The sequence below is a fragment of the Nitrosospira sp. TNL200 genome (genome assembly GCF_055386305.1).
In genome coordinates this window covers 2,686,839-2,710,336 of record NZ_AP041003.1, presented here as the reverse complement: position 1 = coordinate 2,710,336, position 23,498 = coordinate 2,686,839, and the positions used below count along the sequence as shown (strand labels likewise).

Below are 23,498 nucleotides of genomic sequence, written 5' to 3'. Positions count from 1 at the left end.
ATGGAAGAGCCTGCAATAAAAACAACGGATAGCGTGAGTGGGTCGATGGATATCCACGAAATTCTGAAATACCTGCCTCATCGGTATCCTTTCCTGCTGGTTGACAGGGTACTGTCACTGGAGCCTGGCAAGGATATTGCCGCGCTAAAGAACGTTACCATCAACGAGCCTTTTTTCCCGGGCCACTTCCCTCATTACCCCGTCATGCCCGGCGTGCTGATTATCGAGGCGCTGGCGCAAACAGCTGCAATCCTGACTCTCAAGACCATGAATACGCAGGTAGATGAGAATTCCGTCTATTATTTTGTCGGCATAGACGGCGCCCGTTTCAAGAAGCCGGTCCAGGCCGGGGACCAGCTGATACTCAAGGCAACCATACTGCGGGAGCGAATCGGTATCTGGAAATATTCTGTCCGGGCCGAGGTGGACGGCCGTGTGGCTACAGAAGCGGAACTGATGTGCACCGTGCGCAACAAACAATAACGGTTGCCGGTTGTGGAACTGGCGGGAGGAAGGCGTTGAGCCCGTTTCCTGATTATTCTGGCATGGGGAATCCGGAAGCGGGGCAGGCGACCGATGAGTGAGTGGATTTGCGGAGTGGATGAATCCGGCAGGGGACCGCTGGCGGGTCCCGTATTCGCAGCCTGCGTGATACTCGATCCGCAGCACCGGATAGAAGGCCTTGCGGATTCCAAAACGTTAACGAAAGCACAGCGAGACGCGCTGACCGTTGCCATCAAGGCTTATTCACTCGCCTGGGCAATCGGTACCGCATCCGTCCGGGAAATCGATTGTCTGAACATCCTCCAGGCCAGCCTGCTCGCCATGAAGCGCGCGGTCGAAGGCCTATCTTTCAGGCCCACCCGCGTGCTCGTGGATGGAACCCATGGTCCCCGATTGAGATATCCGGTAACCACGATAATCAGGGGCGATAATCTCGTGCCGGAAATTTCCGCCGCTTCGATTCTTGCAAAAACGGCGCGGGATGCAGAAATGACCACTTTACACCGGCGATTCCCGCTTTATGGTTTTGACCGCCATAAGGGATACTGTACACAGCAACACCTTGCAGCCCTCAAAATTCATGGCGTATCGGCGGTACACCGGCGCAGCTTCGCGCCCGTGAGGGAGTTCATGGTGAACTGCAAGACGTGAACGCAACAATCGGGCGAATTGCAGCTTATGCGAATTCAAGGTATCGTGCAGGGAAATGAGGAGAATTTGCATCATCGACTGTCGCTAGTGCCATAATCGGACCGCTCCGTTTCGTTTCCTTGATCCGAGGTTTCCCAGGCAAGCAATGGGCGGAAATGGCAGATAGGAAGTACAGGTGCAGTCTGCACGTTGAACAGATATTTAACGGAAGATAGAGGGCGTGCCCATGCGGATCGAAAAGAATACCGTTGTATCCCTGGACTATGAATTGCTGGACATGGAAGGGAAGGTAATGGAAAAGCCCGACTCCCCGATCAGCTATCTGCATGGGGGCTATGACGGTATCTTCCCCATGGTGGAAGAGAAGCTGCATCTCAAGGAGGTGGGCTATCGCTGCTCTGTGGTGATGGAGCCGGAATACACCTTCGGCGAATATGACGCCGAGCTGGTAAGAATGGAGCCGCGGGATGTATTCCCGGAAAATGTCGAAATCGGCATGCAGTTTGAAGGCGGGGAAGAAGGTTCGGATGAGGTGACCGTCTACACCGTAACTGACATCGCGGATGACAAGGTGATCGTGGATGGGAACCATCCGCTCGCGGGTATGACCTTGCGCTTCGATTGCACTGTCACCGCCGTGCGTCCCGCTACCGCGGAGGAATTGTCTCACGGCCATGCCCATGGGATTCACGGTCACGCGCACTGATCGGCAACCGGATCAAGCAGCAGGCGGGCTGGGCGTCAGTCGTTTTGCCTTCCGACTACTCTTTTGGCTGGCTGTCCTTCTGCATCATCTTTTTCATTTCGTAAAGTTGCTCCAGGGCTTGCCGAGGACTCAGTTCGTCTGGCGCTATTGCCTGCAACCGCGTTAGGGCAGGGTGTTCCCGCTGCGTGCTTTCAGGTAGTGCCGCCCCGGCAAACAGGTCTCCTTGCGGCTGCCGCTTCACGTTTCCCTGTTCCAGTTTTACGAGGTATTTTCGTGCGGTCCGGATTGCGGATTCAGGCACGCCCGCCAGCGCGGCCACCTGAAGCCCATAGCTCTGGCTGGCCGGACCTTCGTTGACCGCATGCAGGAACACGATGGAATGCTTGTGCTCGATCGCCCGCAAATGGACATTGGCGATCTGCGGGAATTCTTCCGCCAGCCGTGTCAGTTCAAAATAATGCGTTGCGAACAGCGTATAGCTGCGATTTTTTTCCAGCAGGTGCCGCGCTATGGCAAAGGCCAGCGCCAGGCCATCGAAAGTGGAAGTACCTCGGCCCACTTCATCCATCAATACCAGGCTTTGCTCGCCGGCGTTATGCAGGATATTGGCGGCTTCGGTCATTTCCATCATGAAGGTCGAGCGTCCTCCCGCAAGATCGTCGGATGCGCCAATGCGGGTAAATATCCGATCCAGAGGGCCGATGCGCGCGCTGTTTGCCGGGACGAAGCTCCCGCAGTGCGCCAGCAGGGCGACTAGCGCGACCTGGCGCATGTAGGTCGACTTGCCGCCCATATTGGGACCGGTAATGATAAGCATCTGGCGCGTTCCGTTTTCTCCGGCGCCCAGCCGCAAATCGTTTGCGACAAAGTCTTCCACCTGTTTTTCCACCACGGGATGACGTCCCGCCTTGATTTCGATCACCGCTTCGCCAGTGAAAAACGGCATGACGTAGCCGAGCGCAAGCGCACGTTCGGCAAAGGTGGCCAGCACATCCAGTTCGGCGATGCCCTGAGCGATTTGCTGCACATGAGTCACAAAGGGTGCAAGCCTATCCAATAGCACATCGAACAGGAATTTTTCACGCTGCAAGGCGCGCTCCTGCGCGGACAGCGCTTTTTCCTCGAAGGTTTTCAGCTCGGGGGTGATATACCGCTCGGCGTTCTTCAGCGTCTGCCTTCGGCGGTAATCGCCGGGTATCTTATCGCTATGGGCATGCGTGACCTCGATGTAAAATCCATGGAGGCGGTTATATTCCACTTTAAGGCTGGCAATGCCAGTACGGGCTTTTTCCCGCATTTCCAGTTCCAGCAGGAACTCGCCACAGTTGTTCTGCATGGCGCGCAACTCATCCAGCTCCGCGTCGTAGCCATCGGCCAGGACGCCGCCTGCACGCAATACCACACTTGGTTCTTCCATCAAGGATTTTTCCAGAAGCGCGGCAAGTGCGGAGTCGGGTTCCATTGCCCGCCTCAATGCGTTGATGTGATGCGTGGCTTGCCCGGCAAGATCCGTAAGACCGGCAATGGCCGCGGTTGCCTGCTGTAATTGCTGCAGACTGTCGCGCAGTCCCGACAGGTCTCTGGGGCGGGCCGACCTCAATGCGATACGGGCGGCAATGCGCTCGATGTCGGCCATATGCTTGAAATGCTGGCGAATGACGAGATAAGGAGCCGGGTCCGCTTCATTCATCAAAAAGGATACCGCTTCGAGCCGATCCTGGATCGTGGCCCTGTCGCGCAGGGGATGATGCAGCCAGTGCCTGAGCATGCGGCTTCCCATGTTGGTCGCGCAGGTATCGAGCAGGGAGAGCAAAGTGTGGGAGGCATCTCCCAGTATGGTTTCGGAGATTTCCAGGTTGCGGCGGGTCGCTGCATCCATGCGCACGAAGGCGTCGTCCCGCTCCACCTTCAATGCCTGGATGTGGGCGATATTCATGCCTTGCGTCAAGCGGACGTAATCCAGCAGGGCGCTGGCCGCCCCCAGGGAAATGCTCAGGTCTTCGCAGCCAAAACCGGACAGGTCATGGGTTTCAAATTGCCTCGAGAGATTGCGAACCGCGGCATCCTCATCGAAGTGCCAGGACGGCAGCCGCTTGAGGCACAGTTTCTCGCGCGCCGCCGTGGCTTCGAGCTCAGGCAGCGCGAGCGGCTCCGGCAGGAGAATTTCCGCCGGTTTCAGGCGCTCGAGCTCGCTTGTGAGATCGCCGACGCGGGTCTCCAGGACGCGAAATTGGCCTGCCGCCAGATTGAGCCATGCCATCCCCAAGGCCGGTTCGCGCACGCTTATGGCAAGCAGCGTGCAGTCGCGCTTTTCTTCCAGCAGCGCTGCATCGGTCAATGTTCCCGGGGTAATGATGCGCGTGACCTGACGCTCCACGGGACCCTTGGCGGTCGCCGGATCACCGGTCTGCTCGCAGATGACCACCGATTCACCAAGCCTCACCAGTTTCGCCAGATACTGCTCGGCCGAATGGTAGGGCACACCTGCCATCTTGATGGGCTCGCCCGCTGAAACCCCCCGCCGGGTCAGTGTGATATCCAGCAGTTTTGCGGCTTTTTCGGCGTCATCAAAGAATAATTCATAGAAATCCCCCATGCGGTAAAACATCAGCATATCGGGATGTTGCGCCTTGATGCGCAGATACTGCTGCATCATGGGCGTGTGTTTTTCCAAGTCGTTAATTTCGTTATTGCTGAGTAATGAATTCAACTATCTTTAATCAAGCTATTGAATACTATTTATTAATCCGGCCCAAAAATAGCGACCGTCAATTTAGTTATAAGTGGCTAATTTCTATCAGGCTAATGCAAGGGTATTAGGGAAGCGCTGAATAAATCCTCGCTGAGCGCGTTGCTGGTAAAATCGGGATGATCATAAGACGCGCGACGCAGGTCGTAGCTGGGACTACGATGCCAAGGAGCGCAACGCAGTGAGCGCCCGATTTTACCACAACCCTTATGGGGCGGGGTTTTGCGGGCGGTCTGCCTTGTCAGACTTCTAGCGAAGGGAATAACCATTCGCGTCGTCGCCTTTCGTGCATCCCATCCCGCAAAGCCACCGCCGCGCCAGCGGAGATTTATTCAGCGCTTCCCTAAAAGGCCACCTTAATAATTCGGTGGGCAAACAGTCCGAACGCCATATCGGCGGAAGCCGGTATCCCGGAGAGCTCTAAAGCCCGCAATTATTGGGTTGGGCTGGATTCGGATCAAGCTCGGAATGATGAGATTCATAGTACCTTATTCAGTGGCTCTAAATCTTCTCATGGCGTTCAATATCCCTTTCGCTCAGGTGTTGTTGAGCCAGTCGGTCGGTATGCATGCAGTCACGAATGCTGGAACGCGTTCCAGCATTTCACAGTCGAGAGTGATGAGCATCCTCATCCTGCTGCGGCGCGAGCGCGAATAAGCCGCATCGGCTCCGCGCAAGCGTTCCGCGATAACGCTGGCAACAGCGCGACGGGCAAGCGGCTCGTCAAGCGGCATCTCTCATTCGGTTGGTTTTGACGGGGCGGTGGCTGACCGCTGCTTCCAGAATTCGGGAATATCCTGGTGGTAACCGCGCATGATCAGGTTTGCCACCAGCCCGCTCCAGCCGGTCTGATGGGCGGCGCCCAGGCCCTGGCCTGTCTCGCCATGAAAGTACTCGTAAAACAGCAGCAGTTCTTGCCAGTGCGGATCTGTCTGGTGGGGACTGTCCTTGGGAAAGGCGGGGATAAGGCCCGATTCTCCGCGGCGGAAAATATCCGCAAGCCGGTCCGCGAGCAGCGTGGCGCCATATTTGAGGTTGATTTCGTAACCGTTCAGGCAGGGAGCGGGAAAGGTGAACGAATCTCCCAGGAAGCGATACAGTTTTTCCATGGCCTGTATCAGCAGATAATTGGTGGGCATCCATACCGGTCCACGCCAGTTGGAGTTGCCGCCAAACAGCGGTGAATCGGATTCACCCGGTACATACTGGATGATGGCGCTGCCAATGCCGGGAATGTGCCCGAGGTCATGCCGGGTAGCGTGATACTTGGATACCGAGCGGATGCCGTGCGGGGAGAGGAATTCCTTTTCGTCGAACAGGCGAGGCAGTATCCTGACCAGCATGGAAGCATTTATCAGGGACAATAAATGTTCTCCGCGTTCGTTGGTATGCACCGGGCAGGCGCAGATGCTGCTTCCATCGAACATTCCGCCCTTATGTTTCCACATCAGCGCATTGAACCGCGTGCGGCCGGCCAGCAGGCGCGCATCCACTACCTCGCTCGCGAACAGCGGGATGATGCCGACCCAGGAAAATACGTCGATGCGGTGCGTCGATCCATCTGGAGTAACCACGAGATCCTTGAAAAAACCGTCTGCATCATCCCAGAGAGATACCTCTGCGCCGGTGTGTCCGGCAATCGTGTTGGCAATCGCCAGGAACTGGCTATAGCACTGGATTGCAATGTCCTCATATGCGGAATCTTCAACAGCGATTTCCAGCGCCATCACGGTGAGCTGCAGCGAGAACATCGCCATCCAGCCGGTGGCATCGGCCTGCTTGAGTGTGTAGCCGGGAGGCAGCGGCCGGGAGCGGTTGTATACCGAAATATTGTCCAGCCCCAGAAAACCGCCCTCAAATACGTTCATGCCCGACGCATCCTTGCGGTTTACCCACCAAGTGTGGTTCAGCAGCAGCTTGTGCAGTACGCGTTTGAGAAAAGCGGTATCCCCCTTGCCGCGCTGAACGCGCTCGGCACGGAATACCTTGAGCGCACCCATGGCGTGCACCGGCGGATTGACATCATCAAACATCCACTCGCAGGCAGGGATCTGGCCATTGGGATGCAGGTAGTCTTCGTGCAGCAGCAGCTCGATCTGATCCTTGGCGAAATCCACGTCAATAATCGCCAGCACCGCAGCGTGAAAAGCCAGGTCCCATGCGGCGAACCAAGGATATTCCCATGCATCCGGCATGGAAATCACATGATTTGCCTTGAGATGGCGCCAATTATGGTTACGCCCATGTTTCCTTGCCGGGGATGGGATTTCGCTGTCGCCTCGCAGCCAGGTGGAGACGTCGTAATGAAAAAACTGCTTGTTCCAGATCATCCCAGCCAGTGCCTGTCGCAGGATGCGATGGTCCTGGGTAGTCGCTTCTGGAAGCAGGCTCCTGAAGAAAGCATCGGCTTCGGAACGGCGCAAGGCGAATATGTCCTGATGGACGGCAAATGGCTCGGCATGAGGGGCGGCTGACAGTACCATGTCAAGGACAGCGGCTTTTCCCGCTGCAATGTGAAGTTTATGCATGGCCGCAAACTTTGTTCCCCGCTGCGCCGGGTTGACCGCAGCATGATCGCCATGGATGAGATAGCGATGAAACGCATCCTTTACATAAGGACCCGAATTGGGTACGGCCCACAAGTGGCAGTCATTGGTTTCGTTTTCGGTATATAAAAGGTCTGCCTGTTGCAAGCCGTAGAGATGATACGTTCCCAGCACCGGATGTTCGGCCACGGTCGCCCAGGCTGCGCCATCGGGTGCTGGAATAGCAGAAAGCGATGGTTTCTCGCTTTTTTTCTGTAACCACGACCAGTCGTTGCGAAACCAGAGCTGGGGCAATAACCATAGCGTGGCGTCCTCGTTGCCACGGTTGGTGGCAAGAACGCGAATATGCACCTCTTCCGGCGACGCCTTGGCATAGCCTATTTCCACGTCCCAGTAGCGGTTCCCGGCAAAGGCGCCGCTGTCGATCAGGCTGAATGGCGGATCCTCCCGCGAACGGCGCGTGTTCTCATCGACCAGACACCTGTAAGGGAAAGCCGACTGGGGGTACTTGTAGAGATAGCGAAGCCAGGAGTGCGATGGTGTTGCATCCAGGTAGAAATAACATTCCTTTACATCTTCGCCGCGATTGCCCTGTTTTCCAGTCAGGCCGAAGGCCCGCTCCTTGAGAATATCATCCTCGCCGTTCCATAATGCCAGTCCGAAACAGAGCCGTTGCGCTTCGTCACAAATGCCGCCCAAGCCATCCTCGTTCCAGCGGTAGGCGCGCGAACGGGATTGGTCATGGCTGAAGTATTCCCAGACATTACTATCCGGACTGTAGTCTTCCCGCACTGTGGCCCAGGCGCGTTCAGAAAGATACGGTCCCCACAAACGCCAGTTCTCGACCTGATGACGCTGGTTTTTCAATCGTTGCCGTTCGGCATCCAGTTGAGTGAACACGGCCTTACTCTCCTCTTTTCTGTGGAACCGGGACCATCGGGACTATCGGGAACATCAACCACGATAAATAACCGCTCCGGTTGAGTGGACGTGGCGCAGCCGGGACAGTACCTACCGGTCGATTTCCGCGCCTGTTTTCAATGCTTTCGTGAGATGAGGGGCGATCACCTGCAACAAGTGCCCAAAAATTTTGGGACTGCCAGCGACCAGGTTGCCGCTTTGCATATAATTCGGGTTGCCTTCCAGGTCTCCCACCAGGCCGCCCGCTTCGGTTATAAGCAGGCAACCGGCAGCGATGTCCCAAGGCGACAGCCCCAATTCCCAGAAGCCGTCGTAGCGGCCCGCCGCCACGTAGGCGAGGTCCAGTGCGGCGGAGCCGGGACGCCGGATACCGGCGACACGAGGCATGACATCCCTGAACATGGCCAGGTACGCTTCCACATGGGTAAAGTCGCGAAATGGAAAGCCGGTGCCGATCAGGCAGTCAGTTAGCTGGGTTCGCTTCGTTACCCGCAGCCTATGGTCATTCAAATAAGCACCGCTGCCGCGGCTGGCGGTAAAGAGTTCGTTGGCGGAAGGGTTATACACCACGGCCTGTACCGGGATATTTCTATGCATCAGCCCGATCGATACCGAATAGTGCGGAAAACCGTGAAGAAAGTTCGTCGTCCCGTCGAGCGGATCGATGATCCACTGGTAATCCGATTCGCCCTGGCCGTTTCGAGCGCCACTTTCTTCTGCTAGAATGGAGTGATCCGGGTAGGCATCCAGCAACGTCTTGATAATCGCATTTTCCGCGGCGCCATCCACCTCGCTCACGTAATCGCTGTGCGCTTTGCGCGAGACATGCAATAAATCCAGGTTTTGCGCAGCGCGGTTGATGATATTGCCTGCGCGGCGGGCGGCTTTAACCGCAATGGTAAGCATGGGATGCATTTTGGGGTTCAGAAGTTCCAGAATTGAGCAGAATGCGATTTTAATATGAATCCCCCCCATCCGCTCGATAAAGTCCGTATCGTCCTTAGCCACACCAGCCATCCCGGCAATATCGGAGCAGCAGGCCGTGCCATGAAAACGATGGGATTGGACAAGCTCTACCTGGTCAATCCCAGGTTTTTCCCTGACAAGGAGGCTGAAAGACGTGCCGCGGGGGCATGGGAAATACTCCATGCTGCGGTTGTATGCACGAGCCTCGATGAGGCCTTGTGCGGGACCAGCCTGGCCGCGGCTGTCACCGCCCGCCCGCGCGATCTCTCGCATGAGGTGTTCGATGCGCGCCAGGGAGCGCGGGAGATGCTCGGATATGCCCGGGGAGGACCGGTAGCGCTGGTTTTCGGCAATGAGACCGCAGGCCTTACAACGGCGGAAGCCAGTAAATGCCAGATTTTTGTCAATATTCCCGCCAATCCGGAATACTCCTCGCTTAACCTCGCCAGCGCGGTACAAGTCATGGTTTACGAATTGCGCATGGCGCTGCCGGACGTGTCGTCTTTTTCCCCGCAGCCGGGTCTGGCAGCAACTTTCGACGATATCGAACTGCTTTACCGTCACCTGGAACGTCTGGCGATAAGCAGCGGGTTCCTGAACCTGAAAGAGCCCAAGCGTTTCGAGCAGCGCATGCGGCGGCTGTTCGCGCGGGCGCGCCTTGAAAAAGAAGAAGTCAATATGCTGCGCGGCATATTGAGCGCGCTGGAGAAATAGGAGAGTTGCCTATCGAGGCCTATCAATATTCCGTTATCAAACGTCTTTACAACCAGGTAGTCTTCAAAAATAGTTGACTGCGATAAAGGGACTTTATATACTCGACTAACCTTGTCGGGTATTTGAGACTGTCGGGTATTTGAGACTGCTCATGACCCCAGGCCAATTATGCGCAGTATTATCCTATCGATTTCGTATCATTTCGTATCAATCCCGTACTAATTCTCATTGGAGCAGAAAATGCGATTGACGACCAAGGGACGTTTTGCAGTAACGGCTATGATCGACCTTGCCTTGCACAGTGCAGAAGGGCCGGTCACATTGGCGGGCATCAGCGAACGTCAGAAAATTTCCCTTTCCTATCTGGAACAACTGTTCGGAAAACTGCGGCGCAACAAGCTGGTGGGAAGCGTGCGCGGACCGGGGGGCGGATATTGCCTGACAAAGCCCATGAGCGAAGTATCGGTGGTGGATATCATCCTTGCGGTGGATGAGCCGATCGATGCTACGCAGTGCGGCGGCAAGGAGAACTGCTACAACGATCAACGTTGCATGACGCATGACTTGTGGGCAAGCCTTAACGCCAGGATTAGGGATTATCTAGCGCTGGTTACCCTGGAGCAACTGGTGGCGAGCCCAAAAGTAAAAGATATCGCCGTCTTGCAGGACATGAGGGCCTGTAAAAGCGAGGAAGAAGCCGCTCTGGCCTGACGGGACTTCCCGCCTTTCTTCGGATTCGACAGCTGGATCCGCCGGTAGCGATATCATGCCCGCGAACCAATAGCCAATAGCTGGCTGGAGTTGGCCGAATTGGCTGAATGGAATCTCGATGACCTACACATATTTCGATCATAACGCCACGACGGCTGTGGATGATGAAGTCCTGGATGCCATGCTGCCGTATTTCCAGAAAGAGTTCGGCAATGCTTCCAGCCGGCACGTTCGCGGTATTGCGGCACGCCAGGCTATAAACCGGGCACGGGAACAGGTAGCGGAAGCAGTTGGCGTGCAGCCAGCGCAAGTAGTGTTTACCAGTGGTGGATCAGAAGCGAATAATCTCTTCATGCTCGGAGCAGCAGGATATCTCAAGCCTTCACGTGTTATCGTCAGTTCGATCGAACATCCCTGCGTAATGAAGGCAGCGCAGGAATTGGCGCGGAACCCGGACAGGAAATGGGATTTGCGCCGCATTGCAGTGGACGCCCTTGGAAGGGTGAAGGCCGCCGATGCCGAACGCGCCCTGAATGAGCGAACGGCGGGGCTTGTCTCGGTAATGTTGGCCAATAACGAAACCGGCGTGATACAGGATGTGGCAGCCGTGGCCGAGAAGGCCAGGGCCGCTGGCGCGTGGGTGCACACAGACGCGGTGCAGGCGTTTGGAAAGATTCCGGTGAATTTTGCAGCGCTCAAGGTTCATGCCATGACGATATCAGGCCATAAAATCAATGGTCCCAAGGGTGCCGCCGCTCTTATCATGGACAAGCGCCTGCCGCTCAAGCCGATGATTTTTGGTGGAGGGCATGAAAACGGATTGCGCTCCGGGACAGAAAACGTTCCTGCCATCGTGGGGTTCGGAGTGGCGTGCACCCTGGCCAGAAAAAGAATTACGGAATCCGCGTCGCGCCTTTTGGCGATGCGCGCGCAACTGGAGCAGGGGCTGCGCGAAATGGGTGCGGTAGTTTTTGGCCTTGGCGCCGAGCGCTTGCCGAACACATGCTATTTTTCTCTGGAAGGCATCGAGGGCGACACCCTGGTCGTCCGCATGGACAAGGCAGGTTTCGCAGTGGCCAGCGGCGCTGCCTGTTCCAGTGTAAATCCCGGCCGCAGTCATGTGCTGGAAGCGATGGGTGTGGATCCCCTATTGACGCGTTGCGCCGTGCGAGTGAGCCTGGGCAATAGTAATTCTCCGGAGCAGGTGGACAGTTTCCTCCAAAGCCTTCGGTCTATAACAGACCAGTTAAGACAGATGAGCATGGCTGCCATCTGAACAATTTTCTTTACTCCTTCTACAGGGAGAACGGGTTTCTCCTGCTTCTTCCTGCTGCAGCGGTGGGCGTATTCTTCATTGATCCACACAAATGGGGCAGCGAATAGCGAATAGCTGCTGTGCTGTGGATAAGTGGCAGTCTGTCCTGTTTTATTCATGAGCTGGATGGCGAACGGCAATCTGGCCAATCTGGTTTTTCTGTACTTCGCTTCATCCGTTTTTCGTGGTTTCCAGTAATGTTCAGTAATGAGAAGGTAACGCGCATCCGATATGCTTTATTCTCATCATTCTCCATTTCCCGATCTCATCCAGGTCAATTTTCATTGTGCGATGGCGTACAGATTGGGGACCCGAAAACTGAAAAAATACCAAGGAATTTCCTCTTCGAAAATTTGAGGATTGGCACAATCGGGCGGTGATGGTCTGCTCTTTGATTTCTTCAGGAGGAGAGATGAAAACGACAAAAATCCTGGCATGCTGTTTGACCTTCGCCGGATTGGGATCAAGCGTGAACCATGCGCTTGCCCAAACCGACCAGTACGATCGGCCGCGGCAAACACAAACGGCTGGAAGCCAACCGGATGCGGTTCGAGATGCGCAGTCCGTGCGAGAAGTGCCGGTTTCCCGTCCCGAGCAGAACAGGAACGAACACGACCGCTCCGGCGTATTTTCCGCGACGAGCGCCATGCCTTCGTCGCCTGCGTTTAATAACCAGCCTGATAAAGGAAAAACACCCGGTTTTGATTTCTACCGCGATCCATTGAACGCCAGGAAGCCGATGCAGACGTTCGAAGAAATCATGAAAATGGATGTCGCAGATCGAAGCGGAGTCATGAGAGCTCAGCGCGAACTGCTCATGCGGCGCTATAACCTGACTCCCGTGCTGGATCGGGAAGCAAAAATGTCGCGTGGCAAACCCTTGGCAATAGGACCGACCGCGCGTCTGCAGGGGGAACTAACCTGGCAAAGGCTGGCAAGCATGTCTCCCGCGGAGATACGAAGCCAGAATGTTTTTCCGTATCCGGCATTGCCTCACCCCAAGCAGTCTCCGGGAGGACAGGTTTTTCCGCAAGTGCAGCTCGACATGTTTCCCCGCCTGCAGCGGTTTGATGTCGAGTTTGATCTCCCCGATGCCTTTTTGCCGGAGTTTCCTCCCGCCATATTTCTTCAAACCCGGCCTGAGCTTGGCGACGTTTCGCGCGGAGAAGTGGTATCGATCAATAATTACTACCGCCTGTTCAAGGATATCCTGACGCCCGTGCAGCTGGATGGATTGCGGATGCTGCTTACTCCTTTTCCCCAGGAGGAATTCAATCCGACCGATGACCGCAAGAGCGCGCAGCCCAGCCTGGGGGTCGCCTGTCTCGACTGCCATGTGAATGGGCATACGACCGGGCAGTTTCATCTCAGTCCGGATATCCGGCCCCAGGAGCGTCGTTTCCGCCTGGATACCGTCAGCTTGCGCGGGCTGTATAACCAGCAGATCCATGGCTCCAAACGAAGCCTGCGTTCGGTCGAGGATTTCACTGAATTCGAGTTCCGCACGGCTTACTTCAATGGCGATCCGATTCATGCGATGAAAAAGGGAATGACCATTTTTGATCGTATCCATGTAAGCCATATGGCGCAGCTCCAGAATATGCTCGATTTTCCACCGGCTCCCAAGCTGGATAGCCGGGGCCAGCTGGATCCCGGTAAGGCTACGGATAAGGAGCTTCGCGGTGAAAAGCTTTTTTATGGGAAGGGCCAGTGCGCCGCCTGCCATAAACCGCCAGCTTTTCTTGATAACCAGATGCATGACCTGAAGCTCGAACGCTTCCTCAACGAGCCAGGGGATGGGCCGATGAAGACGTTTACGCTACGCGGAATCAAGGACAGTCCGCCCTATTTTCATGATGGCCGTCTATTGACGCTAGAGGATACCGTCGAGTTCTTCAATCTCGTACTCGGGCTCAAACTGACCGACGAGGAAAAATCGGATCTCGTGGCGTTTCTGCGCGTGCTGTAGCTCGACCAATGACGATTCGGAGGAATCAAAAGGAATGAATGATGGAATGACAGCCTGACTGGACGATATCACCCCCGTAATATCCTATGGAGAATTCTCATGAGCCTGAACACTGCCTCTGCCTCACCCGCAACTTCTGTCGGGAAAGAAGTGCTTTCTCTTAAAGGGTCAGTATCTCGAAAGCCGGCAAAAGTGGTACGCAAGGCGGTGTTTCCGGTTGCAGGCCTGGGAACGCGTTTTCTGCCGGCGACCAAAGCGATAGCGAAGGAAATGCTGCCGATCGTGGATCGCCCCCTGATCCAGTATGCGGTCGATGAAGCCGTAGCGGCCGGGATCGAAGAAATCATTTTTGTAACCCATCGCAGCAAGCGAAGCATCGAGGATCACCTGCATCGCTCGGTGGAACTGGAAGCCGAATTGTCCACCCAGGGCAAGCATGCCACCCTTAAAATGTTACGCCAGCTTACACCCAGCGGAGTTCATTTCAGCTTTGTCCGGCAGGAAGAACCGAAGGGATTAGGGCATGCGATCTACTGCGCACGGCGGCTGGTCGGCAATGAATCTTTCGCTGTGCTGCTTCCCGATGACCTGATCGATGGGCAGCCACCGGTGCTGGCTCAAATGGTCGCGCAATACGAGCGCACGCCAAACAGTCTCATCGCCGTTCGGTCCGTGCCGAGGGAAGATACACGCCGCTACGGCGTGGTGGATGCGGCGGCAGAGGAAGCAGGAAGCCGTATCGCGAAAATTCGCAGCCTCGTGGAGAAGCCCGCCCCCGAGGTTGCGCCTTCGACCATGGCGATCGTGGGACGCTATATCCTTTCGCCCGCGATTTTCGAGTGCATAGCGAACCTTGGTCCGGGAATAGGGGGAGAAATTCAACTTACCGATGCGATATCCCGCCTGCTGAAGCTGGAACCGGTCATGATCTATCGTTACCAGGGCAAGCATTACGATTGCGGAAGCAAGGCAGGGTTCCTGGCGGCCACCGTGGCGTATGGCTTGCGGCATCCCGAAGTCGGGGAAGAATTTCGCGAAATTCTGCTGAAGGCTGTGCATGAGCTTGCGACGGAGGCTGCTTATCCTTCAAGTTTCGGATCAGACGAGGATGTCCATCCGGCGACCCTGATGCGGGGGGCGCTGCAAAGCGTCTGATTGCGGTAGAGGCTCCTGGCAGCAACCTATCGGGCGTTTGCTTGTTCCATCCTCATTTCGGTGCTGGCGGTGGTGGCCATCATTTCCCCGAGCCGCACAGCTTGCGTGGAAACCCATGCCTCATTGAACATCATGCCGCTTTTCGGGAATAGCATGACCACCGTCGATCCAAGCTGGAACCGGCCCATTTCATCACCCTTCTGCAACACCGGACCCCGTTCGCCGTAGCGCCATTCCTGTGTTCCTGCCGAATGGCTGGGGTTGACAACTCCATGCCAGACGGTGGATATGCTACCGACGATCGTGGCTCCAACCAGGACCATTACGAATGACGCGCCTCCCGATTCGAACACGCAGACCACGCGTTCGTTCCGTGCGAATAGACCTGGGATGCCGCGAGCCGTAGCGGGATTTACCGAGAACAGGGAACCGGGTATGTAAGTCATGCTCGTCAATCTGCCAGCGCACGGCATGTGGACGCGATGATAATCGCTGGGACTGAGATATACCGTCGCGAAATGACCGTCGTAAAACTGATCGGCCAGTTCCTGGTCCCCTCCCACCAGAGCCATGGTAGAGTAGTTGTGGCCTTTGGCCTGCAATATCTGGTTTCCGCCAATAACGCCAACCTGGCTTATAAAACCATCGGCCGGACAGACATAATCCGCCTTTGAAATGGAGCGCTTTCCGGGCGCCAGCGCACGGGTGAAGAATTCATTGAAGGTGCGATAATGATGAACATCCCGCTCGGCTGCCTCCTCCATGTTGACGCCATAGCGCCTGATGAACCAGCGGATGATCAACGTGGTGATGGGTCCAGCTTCGGCATTGGCAACTTTTCCCGCGAAAATCGTCAATGCCTGCTTGGGTATGAGATATTGGGGAAATACCGAAAAGAACTCGCTGAACACTTTGGATACCTGGGGCAAAAATAACCGGGAATTATAATCGGGCTGGGGGATTAAGGAAGCGCTGAATAAATCTCCGCTGGCGCGGCGGTGGCTTTGCGGGATGGGATGCGCGAAAGGCAACGACGCGAATGGTTGATCCCCTTCGCTAGGAGCCTGACAAGGCAGACCGCTCGCAAAGCCCCGCCCCATAAGGGTTGCAGTAAAATCGGGTGCTCACCGCGTTGCGCTCCTTGGCATCGTAGTCCCGGCTACGACCTTCGTCGCGCGCCTTATGATCATCCCGATTTTACCAGTAACGCGCTCAGTGAGGATTTGTTCAGCGCTTCCTTAAGTCTTGCTGTGATCTTCAACTGCTTTGGCGAAAGCCGTGTTGTCCACTATGGGACACTTTTAATGACTTCAATCCAGGATAAAAATTCCAGTCGCCCTCGACAATACAATGATCTTCAATCCGGCAGCTTGAGAAGGCTCTGGATTCCGGCTCGCCACTGGTGCAGCGGCCGGAATGACGGGTATTTTTTATGCAATGAATTTATGACTTACCACAGCTGGCAGCTTGTCGGACTTAAAGGAAATCGGCTGTAAAAGCGTCTGGCTGGTCTTATTTCGTCGCTTTTTCGATCAATAGAACAACTATTGGCCTTCAAAATCGTCAAAATCCTCCTCACCCAGTCACATTTTCGCTTCGGTTGTCAAGTCCGACAGGCTGCTAGAAGCCGTCAATTGTCCCGGCCTTCGAAAGCTTGGGCGAGTTTGCCGGGAGAGATTCTTCAGCTGAAATCGCTGGCGATTGCAGGTGGGGCCGTTCTTCCTGCTGCTGAAGCCGCCACATATGCGCATAAGCGCCGTTAGCCGCAAGCAGTTCCAGGTGAGCGCCACGTTCTATAATACGGCCATTGCTCATCACCAGTATCTGATCGGCATCCGCTATGGTCGACAACCTGTGGGCGATGGTTAAAGTGGTACGGTGCATGGCGACACGTTTAAGCTCAGCCTGGATGGCTTTTTCCGACTTCGAGTCCAGTGCCGAAGTTGCCTCATCAAATATCAGTATTCTTGGGTTCTTCAGGATCGCACGCGCTATGGCCACGCGCTGTTTTTCTCCCCCAGAAAGTTTCAAGCCGCGTTCCCCCACCGTGGTTTCATATTTTTTCGGCAGGCTTTCGATAAAGTCGTGAATATGCGCCGCCGTCGCCGCCGCGATGATCTCCTCCCTGGCTGCATGGGGACGCCCATAGGCGATATTGTAATAAATCGTGTCGTTGAACAGGACAGAGTCCTGGGGAACAATTCCAATGGCTGCGCGCAGGCTTTTCTGCGTCACTCCCTTTATGTCCTGTCCATTTATTAGGATTCTGCCGGAGGTTGTGTCATAGAAGCGAAACAGCAACCGGGCCAATGTCGACTTTCCCGATCCGCTGTGTCCGACGACAGCGACATTACCGCTTGGAGGAATCTCGAAGCTGACATCAAATAGAATTTGCCGATTGGGTTCATAGCTGAAATCGACGTTTTCGAAGCGAACCTCGGCACTGTTTCCGGCAAGCTCGATTGCATCGGCACTGTCCCTGATTTCCTCATCCTCTTCCAACAGGCTGAACATTTTTTCCATGTCGGCCAACGAGTGTTTGATCTCCCGATAGACGAACCCCAGAAAATGCAGCGGCATGTAGAGTTGCAGCATGAAAGCGTTGATCAGCACCAGATCGCCCAATGTCATCGTTCCCTGGATAACCTCCTGCGCCGCCAGTGAAAGCAGGAGTGTAATTCCTATCGCGATGATGACGCTCTGCCCGGAGTTGAGAAGAGCAAGCGATGTCTGGTTGCGAACCGCTGCCATCTCCCATTTTTGCAGATGTTCATCATAGCGCCGAGTCTCCCACGCCTCGTTGCCGAAGTACTTGACCGTTTCATAGTTCAGCAGACTGTCGATCGCCTGGGTATTGGCTTTTGAGTCCATGTCGTTCATCGTCCGCCGAAAGATCATGCGCCACTCTGTCACGACCAGGGTGAGCGTGATGTACGCGGTCAGGGTACCGAAGATGATCACCGAGAACCATGTGCTGTATCTGGATAGGAGAATGACCGCAACCAGCCCGATTTCCAGCAATGTCGGCAAGATATTGAACAGCATGAAATTGAGAAGAAAAGAGATGCCGCGCGATCCGCGCTCGATATCGCGGGATACGCCCCCTGTCTGGCGCTGCAGATGAAAACGCAGCGACAAGGCGTGCAGGTGGTTGAATACATTGATAGCCGCGCGGCGTATGGCGCGCTGCGTGACCTTGGCGAAGATCGCATCCCGCAGCTCTCCGAATAGTGTGCTGCCCAGGCGCAACACGCCATAAGCGGCCAGCAGAAGAACCGGCAGAGCCATCAGCGCGCGCGGGCGGTCAAGGGTGTCTATGATTTCCTTCAGCACCAATGGGACGCCCACATTGGCGAGCTTTGCCATGATGAGAAGTGATAGTGCCAGAACGACCCTCCCTTTGAATTCCCAGAGGTAAGGCAGCAGGCTGCGGATGGTCTTCCAGTCGTTTCGGTTGGCGGGTGGCACTTCCAGGCGGGTGGGGCGCATCGATCTTGGAGTTAGGGATGGCGATATCGGGATGAATAGTGGAATGAAATCTATCTTATATTGCTGCCAATCCCAGGTGAGGAGGTTGAAATATGGACATAGCCTTCTATAGTACAAAAGTGGCGGCAATTTGTAGATAAGAGTTCTTTCGGACTATCAATAGCGTCAATTTATCGTCTCCGCCGTCATCCCTTTCAACCAACCTGGAGATAAAAATGGAAAAATATTTCTTTCTGAAGTGCCCACTCTTCGATCGCGTCCGCATTGATGCTCCGTCATCGTTAGTCGCATCCTCGTCTTTTACGATTGGCTCGAAGGCATCGATCAAAGCTGGTTTGGCAGTGGTAAAGAGTTCCCCTTTCAAGACAGTATTCGTGATCGACGAGGCGAACAAGCAATCCATCTTCGCGATCACCCAGAATATCGACCTGGTCAACGAAAGCAGAAGAAGAAAAGGCGGCGGAGGAGGACCGGGACCACTGCCACCCGATCCGGCTTCAGCGTGCTGCGCGACATGCTTGAGCCGCGGCGCTTCCGGATGCCTGGTCCTGGAAAATATGGATTGCTGGTGTCTCTATACAGATGGAGGCGGCGGCGGTACAAGGGATATCGATACCAACAATGATCTGGACGCGATGCAGCGCCTGGGCCGATAGAAAAGGGAACTGAAATTTTACAAGCGGAAAACCTGGCAGACCGGCATTTTTGGGATCTACGGCAATGGCAATTGAGGCAAGCAAGCTTCGGGACTTCGAGCCGGAGTTAAACCCAAATCCGGCAGTGGATCGCTCGTTTTTGTTGAATCCTGCTGCCTTCTGGATTCTTATTCCAAAAAAGAGGGCGCCGGAACCAGGCGCCCACCCAATGGAAGGTTTTCAATAACTTGCCCAGGATAACAAGGTGAGGTATTGGAGCCAGTTATTCATCCGCTTCCCACAAAATGGAGGCTGCAAGCCCATTCAACTCGCTGGCGGATTCTCGTTTGCACCCTCATCGCCGTCCAGGTCGACTGCTCCTTCCTTGAATACGCGGCTGGCGCGGATATCCTCCGCCTCGATGGTCATCAGATCGATCCGTGAAAGATTCTTGCGCGCTCCCTTGAACAAGCGATTGGCCTGCCGCAGTCTTGCCCGGTCGAGGGCGTTGCGAACCGAGCGTGCATTGGCAAAATGATCCATTTTCATCCTCAGGTGGATATATTCGCCAAATGCCACCTCGCCTTCGGGGCTGAAGCGATAATTCTGGGCAGCGAGCATGAGCTTGGCGATAGCGACCAGTTCATCCGCGCTGTAGTCGGGAAAGTCGATATGATGGGCGATACGCGAACGCATGCCAGGATTGCTGCGGAAGAATTTTTCCATGCGGTCTTTGTAGCCCGCAAGAATGACAACCAGGTCATCCCGGTTGTTCTCCATTGTCTGCAGCAGGATTTCTATCGACTCCGCGCCGTAGTCGCGTTCGTTTTCCGGCTTATAGAGATAATAGGCCTCATCGATGAATAGCACTCCACCCATCGCCTTTTTCAGCACTTCCTTGGTTTTTGGGGCGGTATGGCCTATATATTGGCCCACCAGGTCGTCACGTGTCACCGAGACAAGATGCCCTTCCCGCACATAACCCAGTCTATGCAGGATTTCGGACATGCGTAGCGCTACCGTGGTTTTCCCTGTACCTGGATTACCGGTAAAACTCATGTGCAGGCTGGGCGCACCGGCAGTCATATCCAGTTTCTTGCGCACGCGATCCACGAGCAGCAATGCGGCTGTTTCGCGAATGCGGGTTTTTACCGGTTTCAAGCCGATCAATTCCAGATCCAGCTTGTCCAGCACTTCCTTGATGTTGGAATTGCGAAATTCGGCGTCCAGATCCACTGAACTATTATCGGGAGTTAGGAGTTCTGGATTTTTCACTTTTGTTCCACTTGTTTAGGTGTGTCAGGAAACATTCCTGGGTATGTCAGTTTAAAAAACGAGCTTGCTGTCAACTTGATAAAGGGCTGGGTAAAGCGCTCGATGAATTCACAGCCTCATCATCCCGCCTATCCAGCCCCCTCCTTGGGCTTGGCCCCTTCCCGGAAAGGAAGAGGCCAGTTCCATCAATAACGCTCGGCTTCCGGCTTGTCGGTAGCGTAGGAGTGAATGGTATAGCGAACGCAACGGCCATCCGTTTCCTGGCGATCCAACCTGAAACCCGGCTCGTTCTTGGGGCGGTTGACGATGTATGACATGGTCGGGCTTTCGACCCCGCGCGTGGAGTTGAAGGCCGTTACCCGAATGTAATGATTCGGATAGGTTTTGCGGCAATCATTGATTTCCGAGAGAATGCCGGCAGGATCCTTCAGATCAAACATCGGGTTGCCGAACATTTCCCAGTATGTATTGCGCGGATGCGGATCGTCGGTGTATTCCACACCGATGGCCCAGCCGTTCTTCAGCGCGTACTTGATTTGCGCCGATATCTGCTTATCCGTCAGCGGGGGCAGAAAAGAGAACTGCCCCTGCGTGACACGGTTTCCTACATTGGTCATCATAATTATTTTCTCCTGGATAGGGGATAGGGTTAGACGTTCGCCGTGGTCGAGGGCACGAAATCGGCGGTGTCGGTGGATTCGTAATTGAAGGTGATATCCTTCCAGGTGTCCAGAGCCTGCTTGAGCGGTGTGCACCACTTGGCAGCAGCTTCGAGAATCTGAGGACCTTCTTTCACATAATCGCGACCTTCATTGCGTGCCATGACCATCGCCTCCAGCGCCACGCGGTTGGCAACAGCGCCAGCTTGAATACCCATGGGGTGGCCGATGGTGCCGCCGCCGAACTGCAGGATCACGTCTTCGCCGAGATAATCCAGCAACTGGTGCATCTGGCCAGCGTGAATGCCGCCCGAAGCAACCGGCATGACCTTGTTCAGCGAGGCCCAGTCCTGATCGAAGAACAGGCCGGTTTCCAGGCTGGTCTTTGTGTCGGTTTCCCGCAGGGTATCGTAGAACCCCTTGATCATGAGGGGGTCGCCCTCGAGCTTGCCGACAACCGTACCGGCATGGATGTGATCGACCCCGGCCATCCGCATCCATTTGCAGATCACGCGGAAGTTCATGCCATGGTTTTTCTGGCGCGAGTAGGTCGAGTTGCCCGCACGGTGCAGGTGCAGGATCATGTCGTTCTTGCGCGCCCACTTGGCCATTGACTGGATGGCGGTGTAGCCGACCACCAGGTCGATCATGACAATGACAGAACCGAGCGACTTGGCGAATTCTGCGCGCTCGTACATGTCTTCCATGGTGCCCGCAGTGACGTTCAGGTAGTGGCCCTTGACTTCGCCCGTCGCGGCGGAAGCTCTGTTGACTGCTTCCATGCAATACAGGAAGCGGTCGCGCCAGTGCATGAAGGGTTGCGAATTGATGTTTTCGTCATCCTTCATGAAGTCCAGGCCGCCCTTGAGCCCTTCGTACACCACACGCCCATAATTGCGGCCGGAAAGCCCCAGTTTCGGCTTGGTGGTGGCGCCCAGCAACGGACGGCCGAATTTGTCGAGGCGCTCACGCTCCACAACGACGCCGGTGGCGGGCCCCTGGAAGGTTTTCAGGTAAGCCACAGGAATGCGCATGTCTTCCAGGCGCAGCGCTTTCACTGCCTTGAAGCCGAAAACATTGCCGATGATGGAGGCAGTCAGGTTGGCGATGGAGCCCGGTTCGAACAGATCCAGATCATAGGCGATGTAGGCAAAATACTGTTGCTCGGTCTTGGTGCCCGGGCCGGTATTGGGAACCGGATCAGAACGATAAGCCTTGGCGCGGTATAGTTCGCAGGCGGTCAGGCGGTCCGTCCATACCACGGTCCAGGTTGCGGTGGAGGATTCGCCGGCGACAGCCGCGGCGGCTTCCTCATGATCCACCCCTTCCTGGGGCGTGATGCGAAAAAGTGCAATAATATCAGTTTCCTTGGGGACATAATCAGCGTCCCAGTAACCCATTTTCTTGTATGGAATGACGCCGGATTTGTAGCGTTCCTTGCCCTTTATTTCTTGACTCATGGTCGGTTCTCCTCGTGGGGTGGTAAAAGTACTACACGTACATTGTAATCGGATAGATTATAAATTCCAGTCATGTATTTTGATGGATATGATAATATTTTCCTTATATATCATAGTACCCGTGCCGCGGGCTCAATCCTGGCGATGCTGCATATTACCCTGAGACAATTAAAGGTTTTTGAATCTGTCGCCCGCAACCTCAGTTTTTCGCGCGCTGCCGAAGAGCTTTATCTCACCCAGCCAGCTGTATCAATGCAAATCAAGCAATTGGAGGATAATATTAATCTGCCTCTCTTCGAACAGTTGGGCAGGAAGGTGTACCTGACCGATGCCGGCCGGGAGTTATATCATTACAGCCGTATCATTTCCCAGCAACTGGCGGACATGGAACTCGCGCTGGATGAATTGAAGGGGCTGGACAGGGGCAAGCTCACCATCTCGGTGGTGAGTACCGCCAATTACTTCGCTCCGCATCTGCTCGCCAAGTTCTGCCAGCGCTATAGCGGCATCACGGTCAGTCTCAATGTTGCCAACCGGGAAACTGTGCTGAAGCATCTGGCGGATAATGTCACAGATCTGGCCATCATGGGCCTGCCGCCGGATGGGCTGGATATCGCCACGGAATCATTCATGGAAAATCCGCTGGTTGTCATCGCTCCGCCAACTCATCCACTGTGCGCTCTCCGGCACATCCCGGTGAAAAGGCTGGAGCAGGAAACATTCCTGGTGCGCGAGCCTGGTTCCGGCACGCGCAGCGCGATGGAGCGCTTTTTTTCCGAGCATCATATTTCCATCAACAAAAGCATGGAAACGGATACCAACGAAGCCATCAAGCAGGCAGTCCAGGCAGGAATGGGATTGGGTATCATGTCGTTGCATACCGCCGAGCTGGAGCTGGAGACAAAGCGGCTCCAGATTCTCGATGTCCAGGATTTTCCCATCATGCGCCACTGGCATGTGGTGCATCGCAAGAACAAGCGCCTCTCGAGCGCGGCGCACGCTTTCAGGGAATTCCTGCTGAAGGAAGCGCCGGGCTTGATGCCCGCATGACCACAGCGGCACCTGCGGCGCCT

At 55.3% G+C, this 23,498-nt stretch carries 19 protein-coding genes; 10 read left to right on the top strand and 9 right to left on the bottom strand.

Annotation, left to right across the window (positions count from 1 at the left end):
* The first annotated feature begins 45 nt into the window (after nucleotides 1-45).
* The 3 genes from fabZ (at nucleotide 46) to ACZ5CE_RS12235 (ending at nucleotide 1,861) form a co-directional block, all read left to right on the top strand.
* Entirely contained in the window at nucleotides 46-483 is a 438-nt protein-coding gene (gene fabZ, locus ACZ5CE_RS12245) for a 3-hydroxyacyl-ACP dehydratase FabZ (protein WP_464577509.1), read from the top strand.
* 93 nt (nucleotides 484-576) lie between these two features.
* Nucleotides 577-1,155 carry a ribonuclease HII gene (gene rnhB / locus ACZ5CE_RS12240; RefSeq protein WP_464575185.1) on the top strand — a complete coding sequence of 193 codons (579 nt, stop codon included), beginning with the start codon at nucleotides 577-579 and terminating at the stop codon, nucleotides 1,153-1,155.
* Between the two features lie 226 nt (nucleotides 1,156-1,381).
* Nucleotides 1,382-1,861, top strand: coding sequence for an FKBP-type peptidyl-prolyl cis-trans isomerase (locus ACZ5CE_RS12235; RefSeq protein ID WP_464575184.1), 480 nt, complete (start codon nucleotides 1,382-1,384; stop codon nucleotides 1,859-1,861).
* Nucleotides 1,862-1,916: 55 nt separating this feature from the next.
* Here ACZ5CE_RS12235 and mutS read toward each other — a convergent pair whose 3' ends face one another.
* The 4 genes from mutS to ACZ5CE_RS12215 form a co-directional block, all read right to left on the bottom strand.
* Complete coding sequence (mutS, locus tag ACZ5CE_RS12230; RefSeq protein ID WP_464577508.1) at nucleotides 1,917-4,517, bottom strand: DNA mismatch repair protein MutS; 2,601 nt, start codon at nucleotides 4,515-4,517, stop codon at nucleotides 1,917-1,919.
* 629 nt (nucleotides 4,518-5,146) lie between these two features.
* Nucleotides 5,147-5,344 (bottom strand): hypothetical protein, encoded by a 198-nt coding sequence (locus tag ACZ5CE_RS12225; protein WP_464575183.1) that lies wholly within the window; start codon nucleotides 5,342-5,344, stop codon nucleotides 5,147-5,149.
* 3 nt (nucleotides 5,345-5,347) lie between these two features.
* Complete coding sequence (locus ACZ5CE_RS12220; RefSeq protein WP_464575182.1) at nucleotides 5,348-8,056, bottom strand: MGH1-like glycoside hydrolase domain-containing protein; 2,709 nt, start codon at nucleotides 8,054-8,056, stop codon at nucleotides 5,348-5,350.
* A gap of 111 nt (nucleotides 8,057-8,167) precedes the next feature.
* Nucleotides 8,168-8,992, bottom strand: coding sequence for an inositol monophosphatase family protein (locus ACZ5CE_RS12215; protein ID WP_464575181.1), 825 nt, complete (start codon nucleotides 8,990-8,992; stop codon nucleotides 8,168-8,170).
* A gap of 45 nt (nucleotides 8,993-9,037) precedes the next feature.
* On the opposite strand from ACZ5CE_RS12215, the gene ACZ5CE_RS12210 reads away from it, so the two are divergent.
* The 5 genes from ACZ5CE_RS12210 (at nucleotide 9,038) to galU (ending at nucleotide 14,907) form a co-directional block, all read left to right on the top strand.
* The gene (locus ACZ5CE_RS12210; RefSeq protein ID WP_464575180.1) at nucleotides 9,038-9,757 is read left to right on the top strand and encodes an RNA methyltransferase; all 720 of its coding nucleotides are present in this window, start codon (nucleotides 9,038-9,040) and stop codon (nucleotides 9,755-9,757) included.
* Between the two features lie 240 nt (nucleotides 9,758-9,997).
* Nucleotides 9,998-10,468: a Fe-S cluster assembly transcriptional regulator IscR gene (iscR, locus tag ACZ5CE_RS12205; protein WP_464575179.1), complete on the top strand. Its 471-nt coding sequence runs from the start codon at nucleotides 9,998-10,000 to the stop codon at nucleotides 10,466-10,468.
* Between the two features lie 118 nt (nucleotides 10,469-10,586).
* The gene (locus ACZ5CE_RS12200) at nucleotides 10,587-11,744 is read left to right on the top strand and encodes a cysteine desulfurase family protein (RefSeq protein ID WP_464575178.1); all 1,158 of its coding nucleotides are present in this window, start codon (nucleotides 10,587-10,589) and stop codon (nucleotides 11,742-11,744) included.
* A 451-nt stretch (nucleotides 11,745-12,195) separates the two neighbouring features.
* A complete protein-coding gene (locus ACZ5CE_RS12195; RefSeq protein WP_464575177.1) occupies nucleotides 12,196-13,752 on the top strand; it encodes a cytochrome B6 in 1,557 nt (518 codons plus the stop codon).
* 99 nt (nucleotides 13,753-13,851) lie between these two features.
* Entirely contained in the window at nucleotides 13,852-14,907 is a 1,056-nt protein-coding gene (galU, locus tag ACZ5CE_RS12190) for a UTP--glucose-1-phosphate uridylyltransferase GalU (RefSeq protein WP_464575176.1), read from the top strand.
* 26 nt (nucleotides 14,908-14,933) lie between these two features.
* Here the strand turns inward: galU and asd are convergent, their stop codons facing one another.
* Both asd and ACZ5CE_RS12180 read right to left on the bottom strand, forming a co-directional pair.
* Nucleotides 14,934-15,818, bottom strand: a complete 885-nt coding sequence (gene asd / locus ACZ5CE_RS12185) for an archaetidylserine decarboxylase (RefSeq protein WP_464575175.1) — start codon at nucleotides 15,816-15,818, stop codon at nucleotides 14,934-14,936.
* Between the two features lie 709 nt (nucleotides 15,819-16,527).
* Complete coding sequence (locus ACZ5CE_RS12180; protein ID WP_464575174.1) at nucleotides 16,528-18,396, bottom strand: ABCB family ABC transporter ATP-binding protein/permease; 1,869 nt, start codon at nucleotides 18,394-18,396, stop codon at nucleotides 16,528-16,530.
* 215 nt (nucleotides 18,397-18,611) lie between these two features.
* On the opposite strand from ACZ5CE_RS12180, the gene ACZ5CE_RS12175 reads away from it, so the two are divergent.
* On the top strand, nucleotides 18,612-19,052 hold the full coding sequence (locus tag ACZ5CE_RS12175; RefSeq protein WP_464575173.1) for a hypothetical protein: 441 nt from the start codon (nucleotides 18,612-18,614) through the stop codon (nucleotides 19,050-19,052).
* A gap of 303 nt (nucleotides 19,053-19,355) precedes the next feature.
* On the opposite strand, the gene cbbX is transcribed toward ACZ5CE_RS12175, so the two are convergent.
* The 3 genes from cbbX to ACZ5CE_RS12160 all read right to left on the bottom strand — a co-directional run bounded on the left by cbbX (nucleotide 19,356) and on the right by ACZ5CE_RS12160 (nucleotide 22,425).
* The gene (gene cbbX / locus ACZ5CE_RS12170; protein ID WP_464575172.1) at nucleotides 19,356-20,306 is read right to left on the bottom strand and encodes a CbbX protein; all 951 of its coding nucleotides are present in this window, start codon (nucleotides 20,304-20,306) and stop codon (nucleotides 19,356-19,358) included.
* Nucleotides 20,307-20,491: 185 nt separating this feature from the next.
* Nucleotides 20,492-20,926 (bottom strand): ribulose bisphosphate carboxylase small subunit, encoded by a 435-nt coding sequence (locus ACZ5CE_RS12165; RefSeq protein ID WP_464575171.1) that lies wholly within the window; start codon nucleotides 20,924-20,926, stop codon nucleotides 20,492-20,494.
* A 29-nt stretch (nucleotides 20,927-20,955) separates the two neighbouring features.
* A complete protein-coding gene (locus tag ACZ5CE_RS12160; RefSeq protein WP_464575170.1) occupies nucleotides 20,956-22,425 on the bottom strand; it encodes a ribulose-1,5-bisphosphate carboxylase/oxygenase large subunit in 1,470 nt (489 codons plus the stop codon).
* Nucleotides 22,426-22,569: 144 nt separating this feature from the next.
* On the opposite strand from ACZ5CE_RS12160, the gene ACZ5CE_RS12155 reads away from it, so the two are divergent.
* Nucleotides 22,570-23,475, top strand: coding sequence for a LysR substrate-binding domain-containing protein (locus tag ACZ5CE_RS12155; RefSeq protein WP_464575169.1), 906 nt, complete (start codon nucleotides 22,570-22,572; stop codon nucleotides 23,473-23,475).
* Nucleotides 23,476-23,498: the final 23 nt, after the last annotated feature.